Consider the following 24,331-nt stretch of genomic DNA (forward strand, 5'->3'; position numbering starts at 1 on the left):
AGAGGTTAGAAGTCGAGGTCGAGCCAGGAGCCATTCCCCGAAGGGATGTTCACTGGGCCGACACCGTTGATGCACGAGAGGTCGAGAGTCTCCCCTGTGGCGTGGTTCATGAAGACCTCAAGCTCCTTGTCGAGAAGCTCGTCCTGGCGGCTCTTCACTGCTCGGTCCACGTCCTGGGCCATCCTGTCGGTCCAGTAATTGACGGCAATGGAGAGAGCGTCGAGGCGGTCATCCTGGGTAAGTGCGCCACGGTCCCTGGTGATGCGGCTCATTTGGTAGAACAGCTGGTAGCGCATCGCCTGTTCGGGAGGGAGGTGAAGGGTGGACTTGTAGTCTTGCTCGATGATCTTCCGGTCCACGATCAGCCTGTGCTGGTTCATGACGGGTTCCAGACAGTCGATGATGCGCTGCTCCTTCTGGATGTTGTGGCGCACCTCTTCGATGGTGACGGGATAGATACGAGCAAGATAGGGCTTGAGAAGTTGTGTGAACATACCGTCACCGAAGTTTGATTCGACGACCATCCGGTTGATCTTCTGATCTCTGGCGATCTCTGCCAGTTTGGTCAGAACGTCTTCACTGTATCCACCCTGAAGGCCACCCGCAGCAGTCACGAACAGCTGCCCATTGAGCATCTTGACGACAGCGTAGGCCGTCTCGTCCTTGCCTCGGCCAGCAGGGTCTACAGCCATTATGGAGCCTTTGTATTCCACCCAGTTGTCGGACTTCCACATGGGTGAGTAGTAGCGGTCTCCGTTCAGACCAACACACACGAGACCCTCGATCACGTTCTCCTGGCCGCGCCCCCACACAACCTTCTCAGGGGCTTCGTGGGAAGACAGGTCCATAACAACGAGATCAGAGAGTTTGAGCGGGTAGCGGTCGGCGTCAGCAAGGCGTGTATCAAGCATGAACTGAAGGGCGAAACCGGAGCGTCCGTAGGAGGCTTCACGCTCCTGGAGGTCGGTTTCATTGAAGCGATCAGGGTCGGTGGGCTGGCGTTCCTCGACTTCTCCAGCGTCGAGAGGGACGCGGATCATCGGTGCCAGATGTTCGCCATATACATCTTGGAGTTTCGCTTGTGGGAAACGAGCGGGCCAGATGCGTGTCTGGTAACCACGCTCCGGGAGGACGTTGTAGAGCGACTGCTCGGTCTGCGGGGTGCCGAGGTAGGTGATCCTACCGTTCGGCTTCAGGATCGCATCGAACTCTTTCACGGCCTCACTGAGCTTGTCGCGCATCAACTGCGTCATGGAGTTGGTCGGGACCTCGATGTCGTCCGCGATTATTTCATCAGCGCGAGAACCCGCAAGCTGACCGAAGATACCGACAGATTTCACCGAGGGTGCGTGGTCAGGCGTACAAGGCCCGAAGTCGAATGACACTTTGGAGTTGCGCTGGTCGCGTCTCGGATAGAGACACTTGAGGATGTCCATCTCCGCGATCAGGCGCATGGTGAAGGTGGTGAAGTTGTCTGCGCGTTCCTTCGAGGCAGACACGACCAGGAACTTCCGGTTGGGGTCGATGCGCCCCTTCCAGACGACGTAGGCCGACGTGATCCAGGACTTCCCGACACCACGGAATGCCTCAATGACTTTTCGGCGGGGTCCATGCTGGAGCCAGTAAGCGATGTCCAACTGGACAGGAGTGGGATCAGGGAGTCGAAGATGTCGCCACGCCATCGTCAGGAACACCCGGAAGTCCATCAGTTTCTCCGGGAGTGGTTCTATAGGCATGGAGGAATCTCCTATGGTCGAAATTCGCTCATATTTGCCCTCTGACGCATCGCTTGGCAATTTTGCATGTGATACTCCGGCAAAACGCCAGGACGCGTCAGAGGGCTATTTTTGAGCGAATTTGAGGGAGGTGGGAGTTAGGCGAGGAAGCGCGGGTCCATGTCGTACTCAGGGAGTTCATTGACGATGGACTGCATATTTTCATCGGTCTGAGGATCGGTGTCCACGCCGTTGTCCTTGAGGAAGGCGCGGATCACGTTCAGGTCACTGGCGGTCACGTCACCGGATTTGAGTTTCTCGGACATGACCTTCGCCAGCATCCCGTGGAGTTCGGACAGGGAATCTTGAGTTGCTTTAGGCATGTCACACTCCTTGAGAGCGAAGCAGATACATTGCGACAGCCACGAAAGCCCACACCAATCGCTCTGCCCATTTGGAGAGCATGGTGTTCCGTGTGGATGCTTTTTCCAGAACACGAATGCGCTTCTCGTGATCGTCCAGGGCCTTCTTGTTGTAGCGTGTTTCGACCAGAAGCTCGGTCACTTTCTCGATTTGAGAGGCCATCTTTTCAAGCCAGTCCTCGATCCGGTCGAAGCGGTCTCCTGCGGTACACGAATGACTGTCTTTGGGAGTCATCAGGCCGCTCCTTCAGTGGGCTGTTCGACAACAGGCTCCTCCGGCACGGTAGGCCATACCACGTCATGGGGAAACCCGGCTTGTTCCGGGAGATCGCGAAGGGCCTGAACATAGGAATCGAGAGCAGCAATATCGTCAACAGGAGAGAGGCCCATGCGATTCTGAGCTTCCCACCGCTGAACACGCCACATCACTGCCTGAATACGTCTATCACGTTCAGTCCGCACCTTGTCGGCTTTGGCAGCTTCTTTAGCCACGTTGTCTACGTTTTGGGAAAGAGCGACTTCCCTGTAGATGAGATCGTCGCCCAATTGCCATTCCGTTGTGTATCTGGTGAAAGGCTCCCGCTTGAGCGGAATGGCTTCATGGTAGCCAAGGGAAGCCAGTTGTTCTCTGGACAGACTCCGGGAGGGTACGATGTAGTCACCGTGCCGCACCTTGGGAGGAAGGTTCACCCGGAACGTCCCGTCAGGGTGTCTCCACATAAAGGCTCCTTTAGAATGCGTTAGAGTATTTGAGGGGATGCGCGGCCCATGCGATGCCGACCATTTTGTGGCCGTTGCTGTTTACCGAGCTATAGGGGCTGACCACCTTCATGCCATTAGTGTGAAACTGGAAGTTGTGCCCAACACCCTCTACATTGTCGATGTTCGGTTGCAATAGCTTGTCTGCGGGGTTACAAGGGTCACGCACAGAGTCGTAGAATCTCCAGTGTTCTGATGCGTCAGTATTCTTCATCATCATGGCGAAAGGCGTGAAGCCAAGGTCCACGAACGGCCCATCTGCACTGCCGTTGCCCTCGTAGCTGAACACCTTGGAGAAGCCGGGCACGGAGCGGAAGATGTAGGCGATATACTCTTCGCCGTTATTGTTGGTGAGTCCGGCGACCCCAGCCGTGAAGCTGCTACTGTCGGGTGAGGTGTCATTCCAGACAGTTCCCGAGTTTATATCCCCGCTGCTGGAATTAAGAACTAGATAATACTGCGGACCCACGTCTTTGTGGTAAACAGCCCAATTGAAGTTGTTGCTCAGGCACTTTACCCAGATCATCTCAGGCACACCGCCGCAATTGTGCGCAATCTGCCGCCCTGCGACACCGTCACCAGTGTATTTTACGATGTCGAAGCCGAACTCCGGGCTGCTCTTGAGGCAGAAATTGATGTAGTCGCGCCCCGAATCGTTAGTGCCCCCGCCGCTTCCCACAGTGAATCCGTCAGAATTAAACGAGAGTAGTCTGTCATTATGGGTTGCCTCGGCATTAGATTTGTTGGTGAAAAGAACCTTACTGGAGCCTCTTGTGGTATCGAACAGGTTCCAACTATACGAAACGTCTCTAGCCTTGGTCAGAATGAAGTCCGGCGCGAAACCGAGACCGCTCACCGTGGCGTCCGCGCCCGTACCGCTGCGAAGCACGATGTCCACACCCTTCGCCGGGTCAATGGTTTTTGGGTCGGTGAGGTTCTGCGAACAAAGAGCTTTGTACCCTTCGGGTGGCGCGTACTGCCAGAGGTCTTCGCGGAAGCGAAAGCGGACATCCTTGAGCGCGTAACTGTCACCCGCGTCACCGCCGACAAAGGTGTACTCGTTGTGAGGAATACCAGTAATAGTGTGCTGATGGACTCCATTGATGTAGATCATGAGAGTGCCAGCGTCAGCGTCAAAAGCCAGCCCTGCCACCTCTCCCACATCAATGTCAGACGGGATCACTGCGGAAGCGGTAAGAGAACCATTCTTGTATTCATCGTTGTTGACGATCAGATACGAGCCGGCTTCCCGCTGGATCGCGTCCGTGTAGTTCGGGTTGTTCTTGGTGGCAATGATTCCCACGTTCCAGTTGTCCCCCTCAGCAGGGTCGGTAGCCATCTCGCAGTACCACTTGCCCGTGGACATGGACATGGTGGACTGTCCGGCCTGACGACCTCCGCCACTGGTATACACCTGAGTGTTGCCTTCGGAGAGAGTCGCCCCGTATATCCACCGTCTGTGCGGGTCTATAATGGCGTAGTTGTTCGTGGGAGTGTCGGGAGTCTGGACTGGAGAGCCGTATACAGTCATGTTGTGACCATTGCCCGACACATCTTTTCCCAAAGCAGAGCCATCAGCGAAGTTGAGGTGGAAACCGTTAACTCCGTACTCGCCGGAGTATTTTTTAGGCACCCACAATCCATCGACTGCTTCGGAGAAAGCTCCGAAAGCTGTGCAATCAGCGGTTATACCGTCAAGATAGACACTCTCAGCGAGATAGCCAGAATAGACATCGCCACTTATGTGCCAAATTTTACCCAGACAGTATTCCGAGTTCTGTGCGCCAGTCATAAAATCTGCGTATCCTTGTGCCATGTTGGATGACCAAGCACCCGGAATACGCTTTCCGTTGACATACATCTTACAGCGGTCGTTCAGATCCGCTTCAGAGCTATCAACAATCACAACAAGGTTGTACCAGTTAGTCTCGTCTTTGAAGTAATTATTACTTTCCCAACTACAACGAAGCTGCCCCGCTTTGTTGTGCCTGAACTGGAGCCGTCCATCAGGAAGCAGCACGATGCGAGTCTTGTTTTCGTTGGTACTGGACACACTGAAAATGATGTGCTGATTAACTGCTATGTTGGAGGGCTTGAACCAAGTTGAGAAGGTGAACTTTGATCTGTCACCCTCCACACTCGAAAGTCTCATTGTGTAGTCACTGGTCCCATCAAACACAGCGGAATGCTCAATCGCTTGTCCGTAGACTTTCTTTCCAGCTGATACAGCCAGATCGTTAACAAGTCCCATATCGCTATCCCTCCGTGTTGGAGATGATGGCCCACTTCTGAGTTCCATCATTTATGAGTTGGATCACAGCCCTGCCATTGTTGTTGTCGTAGCTGCCGATGATTCCACCGCTGTAATTGGCGTGGAGGGATACTTCACCGCTGCCGGAAGCCAGAATGACCAAACGCCCGGTCTCGCTCATGTCACCGATAGAGACACCACCAGTCGTATCAAGGGTCTGGATATTGGCTCTGGAGGGCTGCGGCGGGTTCGTGAAGGCTACAGGAGTCTCCAGATATCCCACACTGAGTGAAGCGGAGAGGTCGGATTTAAGCGTGGCAGGGTCGTGCTGCTGAACAGCCGTTCCGATATCGCCGTCTACAAGGATCGTGTCAGCGGGAGGCATTGCGTCACGGGCAGCGACAGCTTCATCACGCGCTACGACAGCCATATCCTTGGCCGTTACAGCAGTGTCCTTGGCCGAAACCGCCGTATCCTTGTATCCAGCCGTCTCATCCCGAAGGGAAGTGGTTGTGTTCTTGGCTGCGACAGCTTCGTCTCGTGCTGCCTCGGCAGGGGCGATCACGCCTCCTTCGATGTAACCTTTGGTCACGGCGTCAGAGTCGTTGATAGGGTCCGCAAGGTTGGTGAGACGCTTTGCCAGTGCATTGAACTGACCAGTCGCATCTACCTGAATCTGTTCAGTGAGCTTGTCCACAGTCTCCTGAACGATGTAGAGCATTTGGAACGTGGCGTTATCCAGTTCCTTTTCAGTGAAATTGGTGCCGTTCTGGAAGTCCACCAGACGGCGATCCTGCGGAGTTTCCCGCTGTACTTTTACTGATACACCAATTCCTGGGGCGGGAGTGATCTCCACGGTTCCGTCGTTCGCCCAGGCGTACTCAGTCTCCACACCATCGACGTAAACTTTGACATGCTCTTTCTCGATGAAGGGAACAGAGACCTGGAACAGCGTGTTGTTGCCGTCCCCAGCATAGAGGTTGTAGCTGTAAGGCATATATCCTCCAAAAGAGAGGCCCCGGTTTCCCAGGGCCTCCTTGTAGTTACTGTCCGAAGTTGATTAGATTATCGACTGGCTTGCCTCGCTTCGCTGCAATAGCCTCGCTTCGGGCTTGGCGCAGCTTTGCAGCCAGTTCAGGATTACGGTCGAGAAGTTCGTGTTTTGCCTTCTTCCGGTACGCCGTAATCCACTTCTGGATCATCATCACGCGGCGAGAGGTGTACTCGTCACCTGTGTCTGCATACTTTTCGCGGTTGATGTCGTATGCCTTGGACTTCATCACACGCTCCAGGCGTTCCCGGAGGGTGTACCGCCCGATCCTGGTGGTGCCGTGGAGCTTGCAGAACTCAGAGTACAAGGTCGAATCCAGTTCAACCTTGCCGCCGCCCTGCTGGATGTACTTCGGAGGCGCAGAGAAACCATGTCCCAGGCGCACAAGCTCATCCATCACAGGATCGTTCTTGTCCTGCCAAACGGTGAATGGGTTGACCGTGCGGCTGAAGGCACCGCCGTAGGTGATGGGTTCACCAGTGAGCCAGTCGCGTTTGGCCGGGAGTTCCTCGGAGTAGCCGGGAAGCCGATTCTTGATTGCATCCACGACATCCCACACTTCACGCATGTTCGGGTCTTCCGCGTTCCTGAACATGGTCATGCCGGAACTGAAAGGAACCCAGGACGATACGAAGTTGTGAACGAACCTTTCTCCGTACCGTTCAGGATCGTTGAGGGCGTTTATTAAATCGGTCAACCCCCTCAAGTACGTCTTTGAGGTGATGTTTCGCTGTAAAGCCATCATCCCCATTTTGGCAACCTCACCGAGTTCAGTGTCACTCATATCCTGATTGATCTCGTAGAGGTCAGCGGCAAGGCCGAAGAACGATCCCCAGGGGTCAGCGCGGCTGAACGAGACGTATTTGTCACCCACCTTAAAGGAATAGGGCTGCCAGCCGGAGCGCAGGAGGTTCTGGCGCATCTTCCAGTCTTTCGGACCACCTCCGGTGATCTGTCCGTTCGCCGCCATCATGAAGCCAGTGGCCCACAACATCCCGCCGACACGCTCTGCACCCTTTGCCAGGGCAGCACGTTCGCCTCCCTCGGCCATTGCACCGGACCACCGCTTGGTCATCCTAGCTGCGCCTGGGGTGTGGTCCACGACGTTCCGAAGGATGTTTGTGGGAGTGCGAATGAACGGGAAGATGAGGCGTAACAGGGGTACTGTATTAGCGAAGGTTTGGAGACCTTTTCCAAAGCCATACTCCAAGTCCTGCGTGAAGGTTGATTCTCGGGACCACTGGAGAGAATCCTTGGCAAGGCCAGCACCGGACTCGTCGAAGAACTTGGCGAACTTCGAGTCGATGAACTCCTGGAGAGCTTCCCCTTCGAGCTTCTGCTTCACGCCCTGAGTGTAGAGTTGCGAATACAGATGGGAGCGGTAGGAGACTTGTTTGAAGAACTCGTCAGAGGCCATGAGAAGGCGCGAAGGGATGCGCGTCAGTTGTCCCAGTCCGTCAACGAAGGAAGCCATAGGATCAGCTTCTGACATCCCTACGCCAGGACGGAAGAAGGACTGTCCTTCAATACCGAGGTTCTGCGGGGAGAGTGAATACATGGGGGCATCCTGGACCTTGTGCATGGGGTCGAGGATGTTCTCCTCCATCTTCAAGGCTTTCCCGGCCATCTGCCAAGCATCGCCCAGGAACTTGTGCATGGACACCAGTTGCTTCTGGCCTTCCATGAACATTTCCTTGTCGAAACCGCCGCGCCCCACGGAGCCGACCATTTTTTCGACAGGCATTGAGAAGGCTTTCACGGTGTTTGTGAGGTTGACCACATGGGTCTTAACGCCGGAAAGAAGGGCGTTGATGTAGTATTCCATCGAGATGTCAAACAGCTTGCCCTTCCAGCCTTTCCGCATGAGTTTGGACATGGCCTTCGGGTCACCGTTCGCAGCCTCCATCATACGGGCGAAACGCTGGACACGCTTCTTCCCGCCTACCTTCTCAAGAGTCTCGTTGATGAGGTCAATGTCAGCTGTCTTCACAGCATCCCAGGTCATGATACGGCCAGCCGAGGTAGCCCTTGCAGCTTCCGTCTGCATACGCTTGAGTGAATCCATGTAGCCAGTGGCTTGATCCACGAGCTTCACAAGACGCAGCTGGTCAGCTTCGGTCGGCTTGAGGTTGATCCTCTTGACCGTCTCAGCGATCTCCTTGTTGTAACTTTGGAGCATGAGCTTCCCTGAGACCATCTTTCGGGCCAACCCTTCCATACCATCAGCGGTCTGGCCGAGGGTGTGCATGAGCGTGTCAGTGTCAGAACCGACCATCTCAGCGACATCCTTCGCAGCGTCCGTCCCGATCTTTTCAAGGGACTGGACACCGCCAGCCCTTTCGATGATCTCAGGAGCGATCTCGTTTTCCAACGCTTGCTCAACGACTTTCACCTCGTCGGGACTATCCCACTTCTCGATGTTGAAGAGGGAGTTGTCGAACTCACCGAGGTCAGCCTCACCACGCCCTACCTTGAGGAGGTGATTCTTGAAGCCTTCAACATCCACCGAAGGACGTTCGTTGATTTCTTCAGCAGCGGCTGCACGCGCCTTGACATCACCGTCAACGGCGATTCCTGTCTCACGTTCGATGGTTTCGATCTCGGAGACATTGCTGATGGCTCTGTCGGTCTCTTCCACGCCTTCACGAATGATCTGTTCCTGCGCCTCTTTGCTTACATTTTCGGCGACAGGTTTCATCCCGCGTTTCATGGTTTTGAGGACAGACACGAAGCCGTCCGTGGCGGCACCAAGGACGATTCCTTCAAGTGCATTCTTGAGCCGTCCTTCGGCATCGCTGTCTTCGGGGTCAGCTGCGAGGTAGTCAGTGATCGGCGTCTGGAGTGACGGATACTCCTCGATCAGGTTGGACAATCGTTCCTGCTGCGGGTCCATCGCAATGCCGTCAGCCATCGCGCCTTGAAGGGTGGCCCGTCCGTATTGGAGGGCTTTCCCGCCACCCTGGAACAGTTTGGCCCCTTTGAGGAACTTCCCGGCTCCGACGAAGCCTGTGACGAACTGAGCTACGTCGCGGGTGATCTGTCCTGCGGTGGTATTCACTTCAGCTTCGGGCAGGGTCAACCATTCGGGAGTTCCGTCGTCAGCTTCAGGGTCTATGTTGGGGTCTATGGCATGGGCGGCAGCGTCGAACGTGTGGTTGTCCACTGCGTCGTACACGCCCACACCGAAGTCAACGGTTTCTTGTATGGCATTGCGGACGCCGCCAGCTGCACCGTTGACGACATCCGCAGCCTGTTCGAGGAGGCCAGGATCGCCCTCGACGTTGACCTCCACTGCGGGACTGTCAGCGGGAGCGTCAGCGGGTTCAGGCGGGAGCAGCCCATCCTCACGCATTTTATCGTAGTCGATGACGACCTTCGCCATTGTTTACTCCTGTGTATCTTCTGCGACCTGGATGTAACGCTCCAGGCCGAGTTCCTTTGCTCGTTGTACGATGAAGGCGTCAACATCGCTGACACCAGCCTGTTGAGCCAGCTGACTCATTTCCGTGGTTTCACCAGCGTTGTACGCCATGAGTAACTGGAGGAACTGATCGCGATCCTCCTGAGCGGAGATGGACGAGGGACTTTCCAAAGGTTGGTTGATATCCCTCGGCTTGAATCTTTCCATCTTGAGGATTTCCTCTTGGAGGTCGTAGGCTTTCAATCGGACAGAACGCAAAGGCGGTTTGTTCCCGTTGTGTTCCTCTTGGTACTCTTCCATCCAGGTGATGAGCTTGTCGTTGAACAGATTACGCGCTTCGGTAGCTCGGAGATCGTCGTCAGCCGTTACGCTGTAGGGGTCACTTCCCCGGATCACACGAGAGGTGTCACGGGCTATCTGCGAGACAGTCCCATCGCGCAGCTGGTTCTCGTACCGCATGGTGGAATCGTAATCGTCCATGAGAGCCTTGAAGGTAGACATATCGTACTTCGTCATCAGTCCTTCACGAATCTCGTCAGGGGTGATGTCGAACTTCGAGATGCGGAGCCTGAAGTCCGCTGCGGTTTCGATGGAATCCTCAGTGGGGACAAATTTCGTGGTCTTTGCAGTGATGACCCTGTCCTGGAAACCGATGAGTGAACGTGCCTTTGAGGGATCGAGGCGAGTAAGCTCTCGGTACAACTCGTTCTGTGTATAATCCGCAGAGGGATCGTCGAGCATCTCGGTTTGGAGTTCAGCAATTAAGGACTCGGCCTTCTGCTGCTTGAAGTGAGCCTCTTGCCGCCGCTCGAAGTCCCACTTCTTCATCTCCTGATTTTCGATCAGGTTCTCGACGTTCTCGCGAACCCTGGCACCGTAGCCGCCACCTCCGAGTGTAGCGATGGGCTTGCCATTTTCGTCCTTGGCGGTGGAAATGTAATCCAGAGCTTGCATGATCTCGGCGTTCTGATGCTCTTTCGCAACAGTCGCCAACTCGTCTACGACACGCTGGTTCGCTTCCGTGGCCGAAAGACCGTTGGCGATCATGTCGTCGAGTTGTCCCTGGATTTCCACGGCCAACTTCTGGGCAGACTCAACAGTTCCTGCTGAAGTTTCCCAATCGCCAGCCAGGGCGTACTTATCGCCTATACGGTTGACGTAACCCCCAAGCTCGGTCTTGGCCCTTTCGATGTTGGCGTTCATTCGCCATTGGTTGTGCCGTGTGAAAACCGACTCGATGGCTTTCTGCATGGGCTTCTGCAAGCCTTCTGCAACTAGATCATCGTCAATGTCCGTCTGCCCGAACTCACGTTCCATCCACTCCTCGGCAAACTGATTCATGCCTTGGTTGACCGATGTCGGATCGTTCGGGTCTACTTTGTTGCGGTTGTCCTCCCACCAGCCGTTCAGTTCAGCCTCGAAGTCCAGCCCTTTGTTCTGGAGCCATGCGAGATTGAAACCGCGCTGGAGGTGAGGGTTGGCCCCGGCATACTCCGGGTTTGCAGCGACGAACTCTTTCCAGGCCATGCGGTTCTTCTGGAAGAGGGCTACACCTTCCTCCAGTTGATCCGACTTCCACTGCTCATGCTTTCCATCCAGAAACCTCTGGAGTTTGGGTTCAGCGTCTGAGAGGGCAGAGGCCAGCTGCGTCCAGCCGCCGGATTTCATATTCGGCCTACCGATCATCCCCGGCAGCTGCCTCACATAACTGTCAGCGGCACGGGCGTTTATCGAAGGCTGCGCTCCACGTCGCTGTTGGAGCTTCTGGACTACTCGTGCCATTTATCTACTCCTTCTTTCCGAAGTATTTGTAGTGGTTATTGAGCGCAGACGTGCCGAGGGAAAGACCAGAAGCCAAGAGGCTCGGATTGTTCACAGGTGCCGGGGTGTACCTCTGGAAGCTCTTGCCTCTGTTCTGGGCCTCACGACGGAAGCCCTTGATCTGGATGTCGTTCTGGACAGCGTCCATTTCCAGACTGTGCCTCATGGAGTCCCTGTACCGCGCTTCCTGTCTGTAGAAGTCGGCCATCAGGTTCTCAAACGAGACCCCAGCGGATTCACTGGAGGCCAGGGCAGTACCAGCCTTCTGGAGCCTTTCGATCTTGAGGTCCTGTATTTCCTCCGCTGTTGCCTCCCGTTTCTGCATGATTTCCATGTTGGCGGCAGCAGCTTGTTCTCGGTACGTCTGGTTGGCGATCTCGGCGTTCTGGAGCATGGCCCGTTGGTTCTCTTCAGCCATCCGTGCCTGATACTCGGCCTGTGCGTTCGCCTGTTCCTGCGACATCATGTAGTTCGCCCCGGCAGACGCCGCGCTCATCGCCATTGAAGCTACAAACATTTGAGTTGCCGTCATTGCTTCACACATGGGCGAATCCTCACGAACTCGTAGAAGGGGCGTTTTCCCTTCCCGTGGTTTGGGTGGTAGTTAATGAACTTGAAGCCTGACCACCGGAGCCATTTGATATGGACGGTGTTCCTGGCATCGACGAAGTTGTAGAGGAGATCGTAGGTGTCATGGAGGCGATCCGCGCCTTCCCTGCTGCGCCTGAGAAACTGGAAAGGATACTTCTCAAGCGTGTCAGTGCAGTGCATCCACACAGCCCCGCTGTTCAACTGAAGAGGGTTAGGGACCACGCCGTAGATACCAACGAGGTCGCCTTCCTCCCCAAGCATGACGTAGCAGGGGTCGGAAGCGTAGAAAGCACGTTCGAGGTAGGCCACCGAGTATTCCCCGATGGCCGCTCTGACCTCTTCTACGTCTGCGCTGCGGAGTTGTGGGGCCAGTACCTTGATGTCCTCAATGGTTGCTGGTCTCACATACTTATTCATTACAGACGTTTACTCCTGATTGTGTAGAGAGCTTCCCACTCTGCCGAAAGGAACTTACTCGGTAGGAAGCTGTCGTTGACAAGATCGACCTGTACTTGATCGTTTTTGGACATCACGGGGAATCGGTGCTTGCCGTTTTCGAGGGGCATTTCACCGATTACGTTGGAACCGGAGCCGAGAACACGGCCAGTGAACTCGTACTTTTGCGTTTCCCGGTAAAGAGGAGTGACTTCGGCGCGGAAGTATCCGGTATCTGCGAAGATCACAGTCCAGAAGCGCATCTGGAGTCTTCCGGCACCGACCACGGACTGCCCGCCTCCCATCGCTTCTTCTTTGATGACCTGAGTGGAGAAGCGGTAACGGAGGGTGTAAGGGACTCCAATAAAGACTTTCTCGGTGTCCCACTTACCGAATACCGTGATCGCGTTTCCGTCTCGTGCTTCAATCCCCAGAACCTTCCCAGGAACAGAGCCACCGTGCCGTGTGACCACGGTCACGTCACCGTCGTGCGAGTAGGGGAGAACAAAGGTGGTGCTGTTGCTGATCTCGTCATAGGAGACCTGACAGGCCGCTTCCGTGACCTTGCGATCCAGATGATACTCGAACGGAGCATCCGGGTCTTTGTGGCCGGGTTCTACGTCCATACGTTCCATGTAAACACCGTCAGGGTACTGGACGACGAGGAACAGGGACGTATCCAGGAACTCAGCGTTCAAGACCGAGCCTGAGAACGTCCAACGTCCCCACGAACTCTGCATCTTTTCAGCCCCGGACCAATAGTATTTGTAGATGTAGACGCTTCCAGGGGCATCGGAAGAAAGGACAGCGAGAATGTCCTCGTTGGTGGCTACAGAGAGTTTGTGGACGCCTCCAGGAATGTACTGTGGGACGTGTCCAGTGATCTCGGCAGCGTCCTTCGCGTCAGTATCGTCGATGATGTAGTATTCCCGGATGCCGGAATACCGCCCTTTGTTCACCGCAAAGAAGACGTTCTTACCAGCACCGACGGGCTTTGCATCCAGGGACGCCTCGAAGTCCGTCAGGTTGGTGATGGCGGCAGTCGTCGGGGACAGTACGTCGCCACCGTCCAGCGTGAACTGGGTCTGGTCGGAGAACAGGAGAAGCTCCTCGTTGAAGGGGATCGCGTGATGAAGGACGGAGACCTTGGTATGGCTTGCCGCCACGTCTATGGGGTCAGAGTCAACCAGCGTTGTGACAGTCGAAGGAAAGAACTTGAAGAACTCAGCGGCCTGGGAAAGGACGCAGTTCTCATCTGACAGGAAGCCAAGACGATTCCTGTAGAAGAAGATGTCGTTGAGAGACTTTCCCACGAAAGAAGGAGCCTGTGCGCTCTCTTCGTCACCCACTTCCCTTTGTCCCCATTCAACCGTTTTGAACGTGAAGGTGCCATCAGCCTCCCTTACGAGCGCGTGTGGCATGGTGGAAGCGTCGAACTTCCAGGGGATGTTGGGCTTCACGGTTTCCAGCCAGACACCGCTGTCGAACTGGATTGTTTCATCATCGTTGTTCGGGACGAACTTGACATAATAGTTGTCGAAGTTTGAGGTGTTGTCGCCAACGATCTCAACGGTGAAATCACGAGGAGCCACAGTAGGCAGTTCGCTGAACCGCTGGGTCCTCGTCTTCGCCATTGTGGTGTGTGAGTTTGAACGGCTGTCCTCGACTTCCAAGTTGAAGTCTGCGCCGTCCTCACGGCGAATCCAGAGGGTGGACTGCTTCATGTCAATCAGGAAGCCCGTCAGGTTGGCCTCCAGATCAGCCTTGAGGTCTTCGGCCACCTTCGTGGTTTCACACGGAGGGCTGGAGCCGATGCTTGCGCTGGCCTTGTAGCCATCGACTGTGACGCTGTAGGTCGTGTCGTAGCTGGCCTGTTTGATGAAAACGATGCCTTCAACCCCACGCGACGGGGAAAGATCGGCCTGATCCATCTCCACCTTCACTTGAGTGTTCACGACGAACGTGTGGTCAGCGATGGTTATGGCTCGAAACTGCTTGGAGGCATCGGGGGCAGACAGGTATTCTTTACCTTCAGGAAAGTTCACGGTCTTTTCGTTACCGTCCAGATCGAACACCTTAATATCACCGTCGGAGAGGACCACGAGGTATCGCTCGTTCATGTCCCGATTGATGACGTGGGTGTAAGCGTTGCCCATCTGACCATCGAGAATCTTGGCAACATGGGAAGTCGCTGGGCGTTTTCTGAGACCTTCGACTACACTGGAGTATGCGTTGTCCTGGAGTTCGCACTGCGAGGACAACCGCAGCGCGTAAGGCTGCTGGCTCACTCCGTTCACCATGTTCGGGATAGAGGTGGAGATGATTGCCATTTGTTACCTCGTTAAGACTTGCCCGACGCTCCAGTTGGAAAGAATCCCGGACGCCCCGGTGAATACGTTGGAGTCCGCATTCTCGCTCTGACTATCTACAAGGATCGAACGCGCTTTTATCTCGTCCACCTCATTGAAGGCATGGAGAGTGTCGGAACCAACAACACGGTCCTGGAAGATTCTGGCGGCACGGATGGTGGCGTACCGACGAGCGGCTTCCGGCATTTCCTCGAACGGGAGCAGGAGGATCACTTCCGCGTAGAGCGTCTCGTTGAACTCATAGGTATGCTTCCTGCGGTCGTAGAGCCTCTTTCCACGCACCACTACATCCCTGTCGGGATACTGGAGAGGGTCCAGGTCTACGTTCACGCAATTCTGCGGCAGCATGATGTTCTTGGTGGCGAGATCAGGAACGAGCGGGTATTCGACTTCGGTATTGAAGTGCCACCCTTCTGTCTGCATCTCGTTACTGACTTCGTGTAGAATGTTCTGCGCCACAACTGCATCAGTGGTAAGACTGTCGCCAAGGCTGGAAACCGGAGTTTCTCCAATGGTGGAGAGTATAGTGTTGACCGCTTCAAGCTCGGTGGTAGGAGTATTGCGGAGCATAGGTGCCTCCTTGACAAAAAAGGGAGGACCCTCGTGTTGAAGAGTCCTCCCTTGATGTCAGCTATTGCTGGTTAGGCAGCCTTGGAGATTTCAACGCTGCATTCAGGGCGCAGGAAGCCGTGGCCCATCGCGTACTTGGCGACGAACAGGGTGCCCTGGTACATCACCTCGAAGTCGTTTCCGGTCTTCTGGAGAGCGAGGTCCTTGAGCTTCACGGTGCCGATGGCCTGACGCTGCATGGCAATGGCAACGGTGTCGGTGAAGTCACCGAAGTACGGGTTGTTCTCACCGGAGGTAGCGGAAGCAATGTTCTCGCCAGCCGGGACGTTGTTGGACTTCACGATGGAGAGGCCAGCAACTTTGAGAATCTTGCCGTCAGCGTAGACGCCCTGACCACCCCAGTCTCGGTTCAGGAGCTTGGTGGTCTGCGCCATCAGGTAATACTGAGCGGGCTTGACGATGAAGTAGCGGTCGTTCTCAGGTACGTCCTTCTCGTCGAAAATCTGGTTGGCATCAAAGGCCATGCCAGCCAGGATTTCACCGTCGGTGGCAGCGGAGGTGTTCTTCAGGAGAGAACCGCCGTGACCGCCGTCAACGGTAGCTGCTTCACGAGCGTTCAGGACAGCGACCCGGAGACACTTCTTGTCGAACTCACGGGCCAGCGCAGCACCCAGCTGCTTGGTGTATTCCTGACGCACGTCGTAGTGGTTCTTGGCTTCATCCAGATCGTAGATGAACACGTCAGAGATCAGGAGGTCGTCGATCTTGATGATGCGTTCATTGTGCTTGATCTGGTTCTGACCAAGGATCGGGGTACCCGGAGTATGGTAACGGGCAGTCGCCTTCCAGGTCGCAGGGAAGGACGCAGACTTACCGCTGTTGATGGTCCTCATCAGGTGGAGGTCCTTCATCACGTTGGTTTCCTCGAAGGCGGTGAGGACTTCACCAGTGAACACCTTGAGGAACATTGCGTTTTCCTGCTCCCAGGAACCGTCGGACTGCGCGTTAACCCAACCCGGATTGGAACGGATAGCATCGGCCATTTTAGAACTCCTTGTGCAAAAGTAGTGGTGTAGAGGGGATAGGGTTTGAACCGTTCTCCACTCGTGGTTCCACGCCTTTCAGCGGCAAGTTGTCCGACGCATCGGGCTTGGCTTACTTTGCGAGACACACGTTGTGGGAGTAGTCGCCTTGAGAGGCGCACTAGCTTTCCCTGGCACAAGGATAGAAAGCCGGGAGGGACTTACAGGACACCATGCCCTCCCGGTGAGTAGGATCATCGTTTGATTTTGAAGCGGGTAATGAAGTCCTTGAACAACCATCGGAGACCGAAAGCAGCGACGATCTGGCCGACCACAGCAAGCTCTAGCCACCAAGGGGAATCCTTGAGGACCTCGAATCCCTGCCGCATATAAGGTTGCAGATCAGGAACGAAGCAGCCGACGAGCATTGCTAGGGTGGCGAGTGTCCAGGCTTCATCAACCAGGGTGAACTTCCGTTGCCGCATGGCCTCGGCGTCCCAGTCGATCTCAGCGTTCTTGGACATCTCCGCTCGTTTTATGGCGGCTTGCGCGTTCAGTTTCTCGATTTCAAGTCTGGTTTCTTCGCGGACTTTCTTACGCTCCACCCATCCTTTGACGGGCGAGGCGATGAGGTCGATCAGCGGCCCGATGAAGGGAATGTTCATGATGTCCTCCTCGTGGACTAGAAGACATCAGAACGTGCGACCTTCTCGGCAATCTCCTGAGTGTAGGCGGGGTCTTTGCCGTAACGCGGATCACGCATGGCTTCGACCACTTCCTGGCTGGACCGGAATACGTCTTTCGCAGGAGAGCCTTTACCACGACCGCCCCGCAGCTTGGGGTCGATGCCGAAGTCTGCATCGTAACGAGCTTTGAGACCGGAGACCGTCATCTTGATGAGGTCCAGGTCACCGCTGCTCATGATCTTGTCGTAACGCTCCTGTTCGGACTGGGAGAGGTTCACCTTCGCCCACTGCATGAGCTTGGAGTAACCTTCATCACCTCCGACAGTGGCTTTCACATCTTTGATCTGCGTTTCTGCCAGCTGTTCTGCGACTTCGTTGGAGCCGAGCAGGGAGCCGATAGTATGGTCTACCAGTTCCTTACCAAAACCAGCTTCTGCCAACTTGCGGTAGCTTTCTTCGGACAGCTGGCCGTTTTCCTCGAACTCCTTCGAGAACTCGGTCATATCGAGGCCAGCCCCTTTGAGAACTTCAGAAACCTGAGAGAACGCAGGATTTACGTCATCCTGATTCTCGGATTTTTCTTTGGGCTTGTCCTCGGAGTTGTCAGGAGTTTCGTTGGGCTGTTCCTGATTACCGTCAGTAGGAGCGGCGTCGTCAGACGAAGTGTCACCGCTGTCACGCTTACCCAGGAGGGACTGGAGTTCGTTGTAGGCTTTCTCCATATCCTCTACGGACTTGAACTTGCCAGCGTAGAGGTGGTCCTCGCTCCCATTCTGCTCCTCAGAAGGTGCGTCAGGACCAGTCACGTCAGCGGGGACTTCAACTTTGTGCGGATTGTCAGACATGAGTGGTCCTCCTTGGTTTAGTAATCGACGCGGGTGCTGCCGCTGATGGTCTTGACCTCAATGCCCTTGCCGTCGCCCTTGGGTTTCGCAGGGGAGGGCTTTCCGGGATCGGAAGGAGTAGCGTTGGGAGCGTTCTCAGGGGCCTTGCCTTCAGCGTTATCTTTTTTCTTCGCCATGGTTATTCTCCTGTCGGCTTTGCGCCAGACTGGTTTGCGGTTGGGTTCGGGATCGCACCACTGGAAGCCATCTGACTGAACGCTTGGATCGCGTCAGGGCCAAGCTGGTGCATCATCGCTTGCATCTGCGCCTGTTGCTGGGACTGGGCGATCTCTTCCTTGGTCTTAATCAGACCGTCGGTTTCGATTCCGTCGGACAGCGCGAGACGCGCAATAGCGTCATCCACATGCACATACTGCTGGATCACTTCAGGGCCGAGTGTCTGACCGAGGGTGGTGATGAAGTTCACCAACTTGTTCCGATCATGTCCTCGTCCGAGTGCTTCCAGGCCAGTGATGATGGAAGGCTTCACGATGTCCTTGGGGAGTGCGGGGAGTGCGCCCTGCTTCTGGAGCTTGACCATCTTTCGGTTCACATAAGGCAGCTGGAACTCCTGCGAGAGGATGGAGTAGATGCCGCCCAGGGCATCCTCCAGTTCGCCAGCCATGTACCTTACTTCCTCGGCGGTGACGCGCTCGGCGTTACGCTGAATCGAGGTGTTCAGGAGGAAGGCAAAGGACAGACGCTCAGTGAGCATCTCGATGGTCTGATAGGCAATGCGGAAGTCCGCAAACTTATCCATCTGGAGAATGGAAACATCGTCTGCGTTCCCTTCGCGCACTGCGCCATTCGGGGCGTTCTCGATTGTTTTGGCTCTGGTAGTGCCGTTGGGGTCTACCAGGATCAGGAGCTTGGCCGCAGCCGCCGATCCTTCGACGATTGCTTGCATGAGTGCTTCGAGCGACTTGAGGTCGCCCAGATACTCTTCCACATAGCTCCGTCCGTAATCCTCGCCCTCAATCCTGTTGATACGCAGCGGAATCCAGGGACACGCGTCAAGCGGGTATGTTCCGTCAGACTCAGGGACCTTCTCGCCTACACATTCCTGGTAGACAGTCCACTTGTCCTGTTCACGCTTGATGTGGGTGTAGAGGGACAGCGTCTTGTCGCTGCCTCGTTTCCCGGTGTCGTTCTTCTTCAGCTTGCGTTTGATATTCTTGTAGAAGTCTTCAGGGAGGGCGTCCGGGGACACGGTCTCATGTACCACGATCTCAATGGGACTGCCCATAGGATCACGACGGCACACGAAACGGTCCAGATGGAACACGCGGAGGCCGTTCTCGTCGTCGAACAGTAAGACGTTACCACCGACGATGAGGTGTTTGAGAGCCTCGAAGACAGCCACTCGGTCAGCTGACGTTTCGATGTCAGACATGACCACGCGCTCCATCTTTGCGAGAGCCTGTTCTACTTCGGTTTGCAGATCAGCATCGACTTCCTCTTCGTAGGTGGACTCGTCAATCTGATACCGGAAGAACGGGCTGTTAGGCGGGAGGAGGGTGATGAGCAGTTTGGAGGCGAGGTTGTTGGTTCCACGCGCCCCGATCCCCTGGAATGGAGTGCGGAGCTTTGTGGAGCCGTTATGCCCATCAGGAGGGATTAGACTCGGAAGAGTGTATTTCGAGCATTCACGCGCTCGGTCGAGGAAAGGGTTGCGGTCGGTCTCCAGTTCCCGGTAGCGACTCTCGGCTTTTCCGAGGGACGCTTTCGCCATTAGTTACCTCCTAGCCGCGTGGGATGTTCAGACCGTTGCCACCAGGTTGAGCAAGGTTCAGGTCGATTCGCAGAGATTGGGTACCTCGCTTTTTCGACTTCTGTTCCTGGCTCTTGGCAGCAGTACGTCCGTCGCCCTCATTGGTGACGGGTGCTTCAGCGGTCGGTTCAGGAGGAGGCGGTGCCGGAGCAGGTTCCGGGACTTTTACAGGTTTCGGCTCAGGCGTGTCGGGAGTGGAACACATGAGACTCTCCTACAGTCTTTCTTCCTGTTGTTCCTCGTAAGTCTCTGAGAGGAATTTCACTACGGCTCTCTTCCCTGCGTAGAACCAAATATCCCGATCACTGTCGGTCAGCTTCGGACATCTTTCAGGGAACCTTGTTTCAAGAGCTTTAATGAGTTCTTCATCAAGAGGAGGAATGGCAGGAATGGGTTTATCTTTCGTTTTTACCATCGCAGTCTCTCTTACTAGTGCGCCCTAATTATTCAGACGGTGTATCTTCTGGTTCGATGAGGCGAGTTTCACCCCATGCTGCACGTTGTCATCCACCAGTTTGTCTTCGTTGTAACGTCCTGTTTTTACATAGGAACAGTGGCACAGGATGTTCTCGGACACCTCACTCAGTTCATACCGTGTGAACAACCAGACAGGACGAAAGCCCCGGAGGAACGAAAGAAGCTCCTCCAGGGCCTTGCGATCCTGGTCTATAGGCTCACCACCGAGGACCCAGATGTTGTCGATCATGTGAGCGAAGTCCTTGATCTTTGTCTCGATCTCCCTCTTCGTCACGGTGTCAAAAGGAACACCCTGATCGAAACTCCAGGTCTCAGGGTTGTGGCACCCAGGGCAGTGAGGGCCTTTACACCCGGCGACATAGAGTTCCAGAGCCTTGTGTCTCAGGCTGTATTCTGTCGCCAGTATGTTCACCACCAATTCTCCGGTGTTTCTTTGAACTCGTTGTACCACGCTTCCCACCCCTCTTTGGTGAAGAGGGTTTGGACAACCCGCATCTCCTGGGCACCAACGACGATACAAGCGAAGGGGAGCCAGATGGGAATAAGGAGCGTGAAGAAGATGAAGAACACCCGCCACGACCAGAGTCTCAGTTTCTTAAACACTTATACCTCCTTGTAGAATTGTCGGTTGGGCCAGTCGTTCTCGCGTCGCACCTCGTGCCAGTTCTTGGTGTTCGTCAAGAAGCCAACCACGCGGGTGTACTCGTCCACGATCTTATCGCCGCAGACAGTACAGAACGGCTCCTTGCCCACGGTCATGTGTCCCTGGGCGCACATCTTGAGTGCATAGTTGATGGCCCAATAGACCACTCCCTGCTTGGCGCAGGACTTAATGAGGTCCACGATCTTCTCCGGGTCTTCGATCTGTTCGGCCACGTTGAGGTGACAGATGGCACCCCCGGAGAAGTGTCGGTCGAACATGCCCTGGAGTCGGATGCGGTCGAGCATGTCAGCGTCCACGACCAGAGGGATGAACTGGTTGGAGTAATACGGATGTCCGCAGTCATACCCCATCAGCACATCTTTCTTTGCCAGTTTGATGCTGGAGTTTTCAGCCGGAACCTGTTCACAGTTGTGAGGGGTACCGAAGAGGTTCTCCATCGCATCGTTGGTGGCGTTGATGCACTTGAGCATTTTGAGAACGAAGTCCTGGCCTTCCTCGGCCAAGATGTCGTAGCCCATGATTTCACAGCACTCGTACAGGCCCGTGACACCACAGGTGCTGTACTGCTGCTTGAGGTCCATGAAACCCAGGTCGTAGAGCGGAAGAACACCGTCACGAATGCGCTTCGCAAGGAACGTGCGTTTGGCGTTGTTCACGCCAGCTGCGACACGCACCAGGGCAGCGAGGTCTTCAAAGAACACGCTCTCGCTGACACCACGCTGCTGCGCCTTCATCGCCAGCTTGGGGAGGTTCAGAGTGACCACGCCAAGGGAGCCGATCTTGGACGATCCTGCCCCGAAGCTGTTGAAGTATTCGCTCTTGCGATCCGAGCGCAGTCGGCAACAGCTGGACAAGGTAGACGAGTCACCGCAGTAGATGTTGATGAAACCGAACTCATAATTGGCTTCCGCAACCTCTCTGGCGAACTCTTCGTCCTGAATGTTTCCATCGTCGTCGATGGCGAAACAGGCGGTCGTCACCGGGAAGGTGAGAGGCGCACGACGGAGTTCCTCGTTCATCACGATCATGAACTCCCGCTGGACTGCTAGGACAGTTTCAGTGCGCGGTGAGACACCTTCCAGGACGTACTCATGGAGCATCTCCTTGAGGAACTCCCGGTCGTACAGGGATACGTTCGTGAACGGCGACTGGTTGCCTCGGAACTGCCAGTTGAGCGTGTAGATCAGCGAGGCCAGTACCTCGTGGACGTAGCTCCAGGCGTCCTCCTGCGTGGCAAAGGTGTAGCGGTGGTCACGGAAGGTGCCATCCTTCTGTGCCATGTTGTCCACATACCAGGAGATCATGATGAGCAGATCGGCCAGTCCAGTAGCACCGAGAGTGGAGTTGGCGGCATAGACGGTGAATTGCTCGACCTGTCGAACGAAGCTGTAGAGGGACTTCGGCGGTACAGGTTTTACCTTGTCTCCCATCGGCAGACCACCAAGGGCGATGTCGTAGGTGCTGTAGTTGAAGCAGTACGGACGGCCAACGTCCCAGGCATCGTTGATGTAGATGTCGCCAGCGATCTGCATCTCGATGATCTGGTTCGCTGTTTCCAGTCCGTGGGTTTTCTTGAGGTATTTCCAGATGTTGTAATAGGAGTTCAGCTTCATCAGAGCTTTGCCGATCTCGAAGTTGTAGTTGATGACCGACTTGTCAGCCACGTTCGCGTTCGAGTCGATGCTCGTGTCAGCTACCGTGGTGACGTTGTTGAAGAAGCTCTTGGATGCCTCGTGCATATCCAGCTTGCCCAGGCCGATACCGTCGATGTCAAACAGTTCGGCAGGGTACTTGGCGCGGAGGTGCATCATGAGGTCGATGAACTCCTGCGGATACGAGTGTTTAACGTACATGCTTTCTCCATTCTTTCCGGCGTTTGTAGCGTTTCCATTCACCCAGCGCGGCGTTCAGCGCGTAGGTGACAAGACCGGAGAGGAGGGCGATGATGATTACTCTTCCCATCACACCTCCTCGTAACAGGGTTTGAGTTCGTTACATCCACCCCGGTACTCGCAGTTCTTGACCATGCACTTGGCAAGGGCAGGATCGACCTTGGCGATCTCATCACGCAGCTGCGCGACGATCCGCTGGACTTCGGGGTGGGCTTTCTTGCAGAGACGCATACGCGCCATGAAGATGAGTTCCTGGGCATTGATGAACATGCCGTGGTTCACAGGCGTCCACCTGTCGGCATCCTTGTCGCCTCCTCGATCTTCCCGGTTGGAAAGTACGAAGTGTTCGACGCCGAGCTTGTGGCGCACGAGGTGAACACTGGCGAATGTGGGGATTCCTTGGAACTCGATCCAGAACACTTGGGTGCGGATCGGGCTATGTTCGGAGCGATACATCTTCTCAAGGTCAACATTGGATTTCCCTCGGAAGGTCATTTCGCAAGCCCGACGCATCAGGTGTTCACTCGTTAATTTATGGACCATGATCTTCGTCATCGTCTTCTTCCTCTTCACACGGAAAAGGGCGACCGCCTCGGAAAGTGCAGTCGCCCCAGTAGTTTTCGTATGGACAGCCTTGGTAGCACACGGCTACTTGTCCTCCCTCGGTCGCTTGAAACGGGGGTGTCTAAGGCTCCCGTCCTTGGTTCTCGCTTTGAAAAGCACCTCGATCATCGAAGGCACCTCTTCGGGGTTCTCCCACCAGTGACGCAGTTCCTCATGGGTTGCGCGGCCAGGGCCAACCTCCACGATTCCATCAGGCGCACCTTCAAGGGCGCACACGAAGACACCGACGCAGCCTGTGAGCTTGCCAGTGCCTTCCTCGACACGGAGAACTTCGAGGTCCAGGATCTCGTCCAGGACGCCTTTCACCCACTCTCCAGCGCGTTTCTTGCCGAAGAGGTAGTGGCCGTTCAGCCGCTTGAACACGGCTCCTTCAAACCCCTTCGCATTGAGTTCCTTCACCCAGGCTTCCAGTTCCTCAACGGACTTGAAGCGAGGGCAGAAGTACCAAGGCACAGGGCGCAGAAGGTTCGGCTTCACGGTGGTGAAAGCCTGGGCCAGAAGGGAATGACGATCCTCGAAGGACAAGCCTGGGATCGTGGCGTCGAAGACGTGGTAGGTCAGGCCGCTCATGTCCACGTCACTCTCTCGGAACAGCTGCCCCATCACGGACGAGAAGACCTCCCCGGCCACCTCGCCATCCAGATGGAAGTCCCTGCGGCCAGCCAGACGACAGACTTCATCGTGAAGCTGGAGGGACTCCTCCCGGAAGACGTGGAAGTTAGGGAAGACCTTCCCGCTCCGTGAGTAGAACTCAGTATGTTCAGGGTCGAAGAGAGTACGGACACCATCGTGCTTGATCTGCCAGATGAAGTCCTCGAAGTTCGCTTCCTTGACGAAGCGTTCGTAGTCGGGATGTGGTTGTTGGGTTTTGATGGGAGAAGCTGCGGTTTGCTGCTTCTTCGCCAT

At 55.4% G+C, this 24,331-nt stretch carries 23 protein-coding genes; all 23 read right to left on the minus strand.

The window, feature by feature from the left end; genetic code table 11:
* Positions 1-5 precede the first annotated feature (5 nt).
* The gene (gene terL / locus B149_RS0101360) at positions 6-1,736 is read right to left on the minus strand and encodes a phage terminase large subunit (RefSeq protein ID WP_018123364.1); all 1,731 of its coding nucleotides are present in this window, start codon (positions 1,734-1,736) and stop codon (positions 6-8) included.
* 137 nt (positions 1,737-1,873) lie between these two features.
* On the minus strand, positions 1,874-2,098 hold the full coding sequence (locus B149_RS0101365; RefSeq protein ID WP_018123365.1) for a hypothetical protein: 225 nt from the start codon (positions 2,096-2,098) through the stop codon (positions 1,874-1,876).
* Position 2,099: 1 nt separating this feature from the next.
* On the minus strand, positions 2,100-2,372 hold the full coding sequence (locus tag B149_RS0101370) for a hypothetical protein (protein WP_018123366.1): 273 nt from the start codon (positions 2,370-2,372) through the stop codon (positions 2,100-2,102).
* Positions 2,372-2,857 carry a phage tail assembly chaperone gene (locus tag B149_RS16135; protein WP_018123367.1) on the minus strand — a complete coding sequence of 162 codons (486 nt, stop codon included), beginning with the start codon at positions 2,855-2,857 and terminating at the stop codon, positions 2,372-2,374. The genes B149_RS0101370 and B149_RS16135 overlap by 1 nt, the downstream gene beginning before the upstream one ends.
* 10 nt (positions 2,858-2,867) lie before the next feature.
* Positions 2,868-5,147, minus strand: coding sequence for a DUF7483 domain-containing protein (locus B149_RS0101380; RefSeq protein ID WP_018123368.1), 2,280 nt, complete (start codon positions 5,145-5,147; stop codon positions 2,868-2,870).
* A 4-nt stretch (positions 5,148-5,151) separates the two neighbouring features.
* Positions 5,152-6,144, minus strand: a complete 993-nt coding sequence (locus B149_RS17665; protein ID WP_018123369.1) for a phage tail fiber domain-containing protein — start codon at positions 6,142-6,144, stop codon at positions 5,152-5,154.
* A 46-nt stretch (positions 6,145-6,190) separates the two neighbouring features.
* The gene (locus tag B149_RS0101390; protein WP_018123370.1) at positions 6,191-9,580 is read right to left on the minus strand and encodes a hypothetical protein; all 3,390 of its coding nucleotides are present in this window, start codon (positions 9,578-9,580) and stop codon (positions 6,191-6,193) included.
* A 3-nt stretch (positions 9,581-9,583) separates the two neighbouring features.
* A complete protein-coding gene (locus B149_RS0101395; protein ID WP_018123371.1) occupies positions 9,584-11,401 on the minus strand; it encodes a hypothetical protein in 1,818 nt (605 codons plus the stop codon).
* A gap of 4 nt (positions 11,402-11,405) precedes the next feature.
* A complete protein-coding gene (locus B149_RS0101400) occupies positions 11,406-11,942 on the minus strand; it encodes a virion core protein, T7 gp14 family (RefSeq protein ID WP_156816710.1) in 537 nt (178 codons plus the stop codon).
* Positions 11,943-11,968: 26 nt separating this feature from the next.
* Positions 11,969-12,448, minus strand: coding sequence for a hypothetical protein (locus B149_RS17670; RefSeq protein WP_018123373.1), 480 nt, complete (start codon positions 12,446-12,448; stop codon positions 11,969-11,971).
* The gene (locus B149_RS0101410; protein WP_018123374.1) at positions 12,448-14,796 is read right to left on the minus strand and encodes a phage nozzle protein; all 2,349 of its coding nucleotides are present in this window, start codon (positions 14,794-14,796) and stop codon (positions 12,448-12,450) included. The genes B149_RS17670 and B149_RS0101410 overlap by 1 nt, the downstream gene beginning before the upstream one ends.
* A gap of 3 nt (positions 14,797-14,799) precedes the next feature.
* The gene (locus B149_RS0101415) at positions 14,800-15,405 is read right to left on the minus strand and encodes a T7 tail tubular protein A (RefSeq protein WP_018123375.1); all 606 of its coding nucleotides are present in this window, start codon (positions 15,403-15,405) and stop codon (positions 14,800-14,802) included.
* 71 nt (positions 15,406-15,476) lie between these two features.
* Positions 15,477-16,448, minus strand: coding sequence for a phage capsid protein (locus tag B149_RS0101420; protein ID WP_018123376.1), 972 nt, complete (start codon positions 16,446-16,448; stop codon positions 15,477-15,479).
* A gap of 233 nt (positions 16,449-16,681) precedes the next feature.
* Positions 16,682-17,092: a hypothetical protein gene (locus tag B149_RS0101425; protein ID WP_018123377.1), complete on the minus strand. Its 411-nt coding sequence runs from the start codon at positions 17,090-17,092 to the stop codon at positions 16,682-16,684.
* A gap of 17 nt (positions 17,093-17,109) precedes the next feature.
* Positions 17,110-17,958: a capsid assembly protein gene (locus tag B149_RS17675; RefSeq protein WP_018123378.1), complete on the minus strand. Its 849-nt coding sequence runs from the start codon at positions 17,956-17,958 to the stop codon at positions 17,110-17,112.
* A 17-nt stretch (positions 17,959-17,975) separates the two neighbouring features.
* Complete coding sequence (locus tag B149_RS18495; protein ID WP_018123379.1) at positions 17,976-18,134, minus strand: hypothetical protein; 159 nt, start codon at positions 18,132-18,134, stop codon at positions 17,976-17,978.
* Between the two features lie 2 nt (positions 18,135-18,136).
* Complete coding sequence (locus tag B149_RS0101440) at positions 18,137-19,729, minus strand: portal protein (protein WP_018123380.1); 1,593 nt, start codon at positions 19,727-19,729, stop codon at positions 18,137-18,139.
* Positions 19,730-19,982: 253 nt separating this feature from the next.
* Complete coding sequence (locus B149_RS0101445) at positions 19,983-20,183, minus strand: hypothetical protein (protein ID WP_018123381.1); 201 nt, start codon at positions 20,181-20,183, stop codon at positions 19,983-19,985.
* A 24-nt stretch (positions 20,184-20,207) separates the two neighbouring features.
* Entirely contained in the window at positions 20,208-20,657 is a 450-nt protein-coding gene (locus tag B149_RS0101450; RefSeq protein ID WP_169332891.1) for a 4Fe-4S cluster-binding domain-containing protein, read from the minus strand.
* Complete coding sequence (locus tag B149_RS18640; protein WP_018123383.1) at positions 20,654-20,848, minus strand: hypothetical protein; 195 nt, start codon at positions 20,846-20,848, stop codon at positions 20,654-20,656. Before B149_RS18640 ends, B149_RS0101450 begins: the two co-directional genes overlap by 4 nt.
* Positions 20,849-22,762 (minus strand): anaerobic ribonucleoside-triphosphate reductase, encoded by a 1,914-nt coding sequence (locus tag B149_RS0101460; RefSeq protein ID WP_018123384.1) that lies wholly within the window; start codon positions 22,760-22,762, stop codon positions 20,849-20,851.
* 108 nt (positions 22,763-22,870) lie between these two features.
* Positions 22,871-23,356, minus strand: coding sequence for an FAD-dependent thymidylate synthase (locus B149_RS17680; RefSeq protein ID WP_018123386.1), 486 nt, complete (start codon positions 23,354-23,356; stop codon positions 22,871-22,873).
* Between the two features lie 93 nt (positions 23,357-23,449).
* The gene (locus tag B149_RS17685) at positions 23,450-24,331 is read right to left on the minus strand and encodes an ATP-dependent DNA ligase (protein WP_018123387.1); all 882 of its coding nucleotides are present in this window, start codon (positions 24,329-24,331) and stop codon (positions 23,450-23,452) included.

This window comes from Desulfovibrio oxyclinae DSM 11498 (assembly GCF_000375485.1).
GTDB classification, from domain to species: Bacteria; Desulfobacterota; Desulfovibrionia; order Desulfovibrionales; family Desulfovibrionaceae; genus Pseudodesulfovibrio; species Pseudodesulfovibrio oxyclinae.

Coding starts and splice junctions, on each gene's coding strand:
- terL (WP_018123364.1), bottom strand. CDS start 1,736: ATGCCTATAGAACCACTCCCGGAGAAACTGATGGACTTCCGGGTGTTC.
- B149_RS0101365 (WP_018123365.1), bottom strand. CDS start 2,098: ATGCCTAAAGCAACTCAAGATTCCCTGTCCGAACTCCACGGGATGCTG.
- B149_RS0101370 (WP_018123366.1), bottom strand. CDS start 2,372: ATGACTCCCAAAGACAGTCATTCGTGTACCGCAGGAGACCGCTTCGAC.
- B149_RS16135 (WP_018123367.1), bottom strand. CDS start 2,857: ATGTGGAGACACCCTGACGGGACGTTCCGGGTGAACCTTCCTCCCAAG.
- B149_RS0101380 (WP_018123368.1), bottom strand. CDS start 5,147: ATGGGACTTGTTAACGATCTGGCTGTATCAGCTGGAAAGAAAGTCTAC.
- B149_RS17665 (WP_018123369.1), bottom strand. CDS start 6,144: ATGCCTTACAGCTACAACCTCTATGCTGGGGACGGCAACAACACGCTG.
- B149_RS0101390 (WP_018123370.1), bottom strand. CDS start 9,580: ATGGCGAAGGTCGTCATCGACTACGATAAAATGCGTGAGGATGGGCTG.
- B149_RS0101395 (WP_018123371.1), bottom strand. CDS start 11,401: ATGGCACGAGTAGTCCAGAAGCTCCAACAGCGACGTGGAGCGCAGCCT.
- B149_RS0101400 (WP_156816710.1), bottom strand. CDS start 11,942: ATGGCGATGAGCGCGGCGTCTGCCGGGGCGAACTACATGATGTCGCAG.
- B149_RS17670 (WP_018123373.1), bottom strand. CDS start 12,448: ATGAATAAGTATGTGAGACCAGCAACCATTGAGGACATCAAGGTACTG.
- B149_RS0101410 (WP_018123374.1), bottom strand. CDS start 14,796: ATGGCAATCATCTCCACCTCTATCCCGAACATGGTGAACGGAGTGAGC.
- B149_RS0101415 (WP_018123375.1), bottom strand. CDS start 15,405: ATGCTCCGCAATACTCCTACCACCGAGCTTGAAGCGGTCAACACTATA.
- B149_RS0101420 (WP_018123376.1), bottom strand. CDS start 16,448: ATGGCCGATGCTATCCGTTCCAATCCGGGTTGGGTTAACGCGCAGTCC.
- B149_RS0101425 (WP_018123377.1), bottom strand. CDS start 17,092: ATGAACATTCCCTTCATCGGGCCGCTGATCGACCTCATCGCCTCGCCC.
- B149_RS17675 (WP_018123378.1), bottom strand. CDS start 17,958: ATGTCTGACAATCCGCACAAAGTTGAAGTCCCCGCTGACGTGACTGGT.
- B149_RS18495 (WP_018123379.1), bottom strand. CDS start 18,134: ATGGCGAAGAAAAAAGATAACGCTGAAGGCAAGGCCCCTGAGAACGCT.
- B149_RS0101440 (WP_018123380.1), bottom strand. CDS start 19,729: ATGGCGAAAGCGTCCCTCGGAAAAGCCGAGAGTCGCTACCGGGAACTG.
- B149_RS0101445 (WP_018123381.1), bottom strand. CDS start 20,183: ATGGTAAAAACGAAAGATAAACCCATTCCTGCCATTCCTCCTCTTGAT.
- B149_RS0101460 (WP_018123384.1), bottom strand. CDS start 22,762: ATGTACGTTAAACACTCGTATCCGCAGGAGTTCATCGACCTCATGATG.
- B149_RS17680 (WP_018123386.1), bottom strand. CDS start 23,356: ATGACGAAGATCATGGTCCATAAATTAACGAGTGAACACCTGATGCGT.
- B149_RS17685 (WP_018123387.1), bottom strand. CDS start 24,331: ATGGCGAAGAAGCAGCAAACCGCAGCTTCTCCCATCAAAACCCAACAA.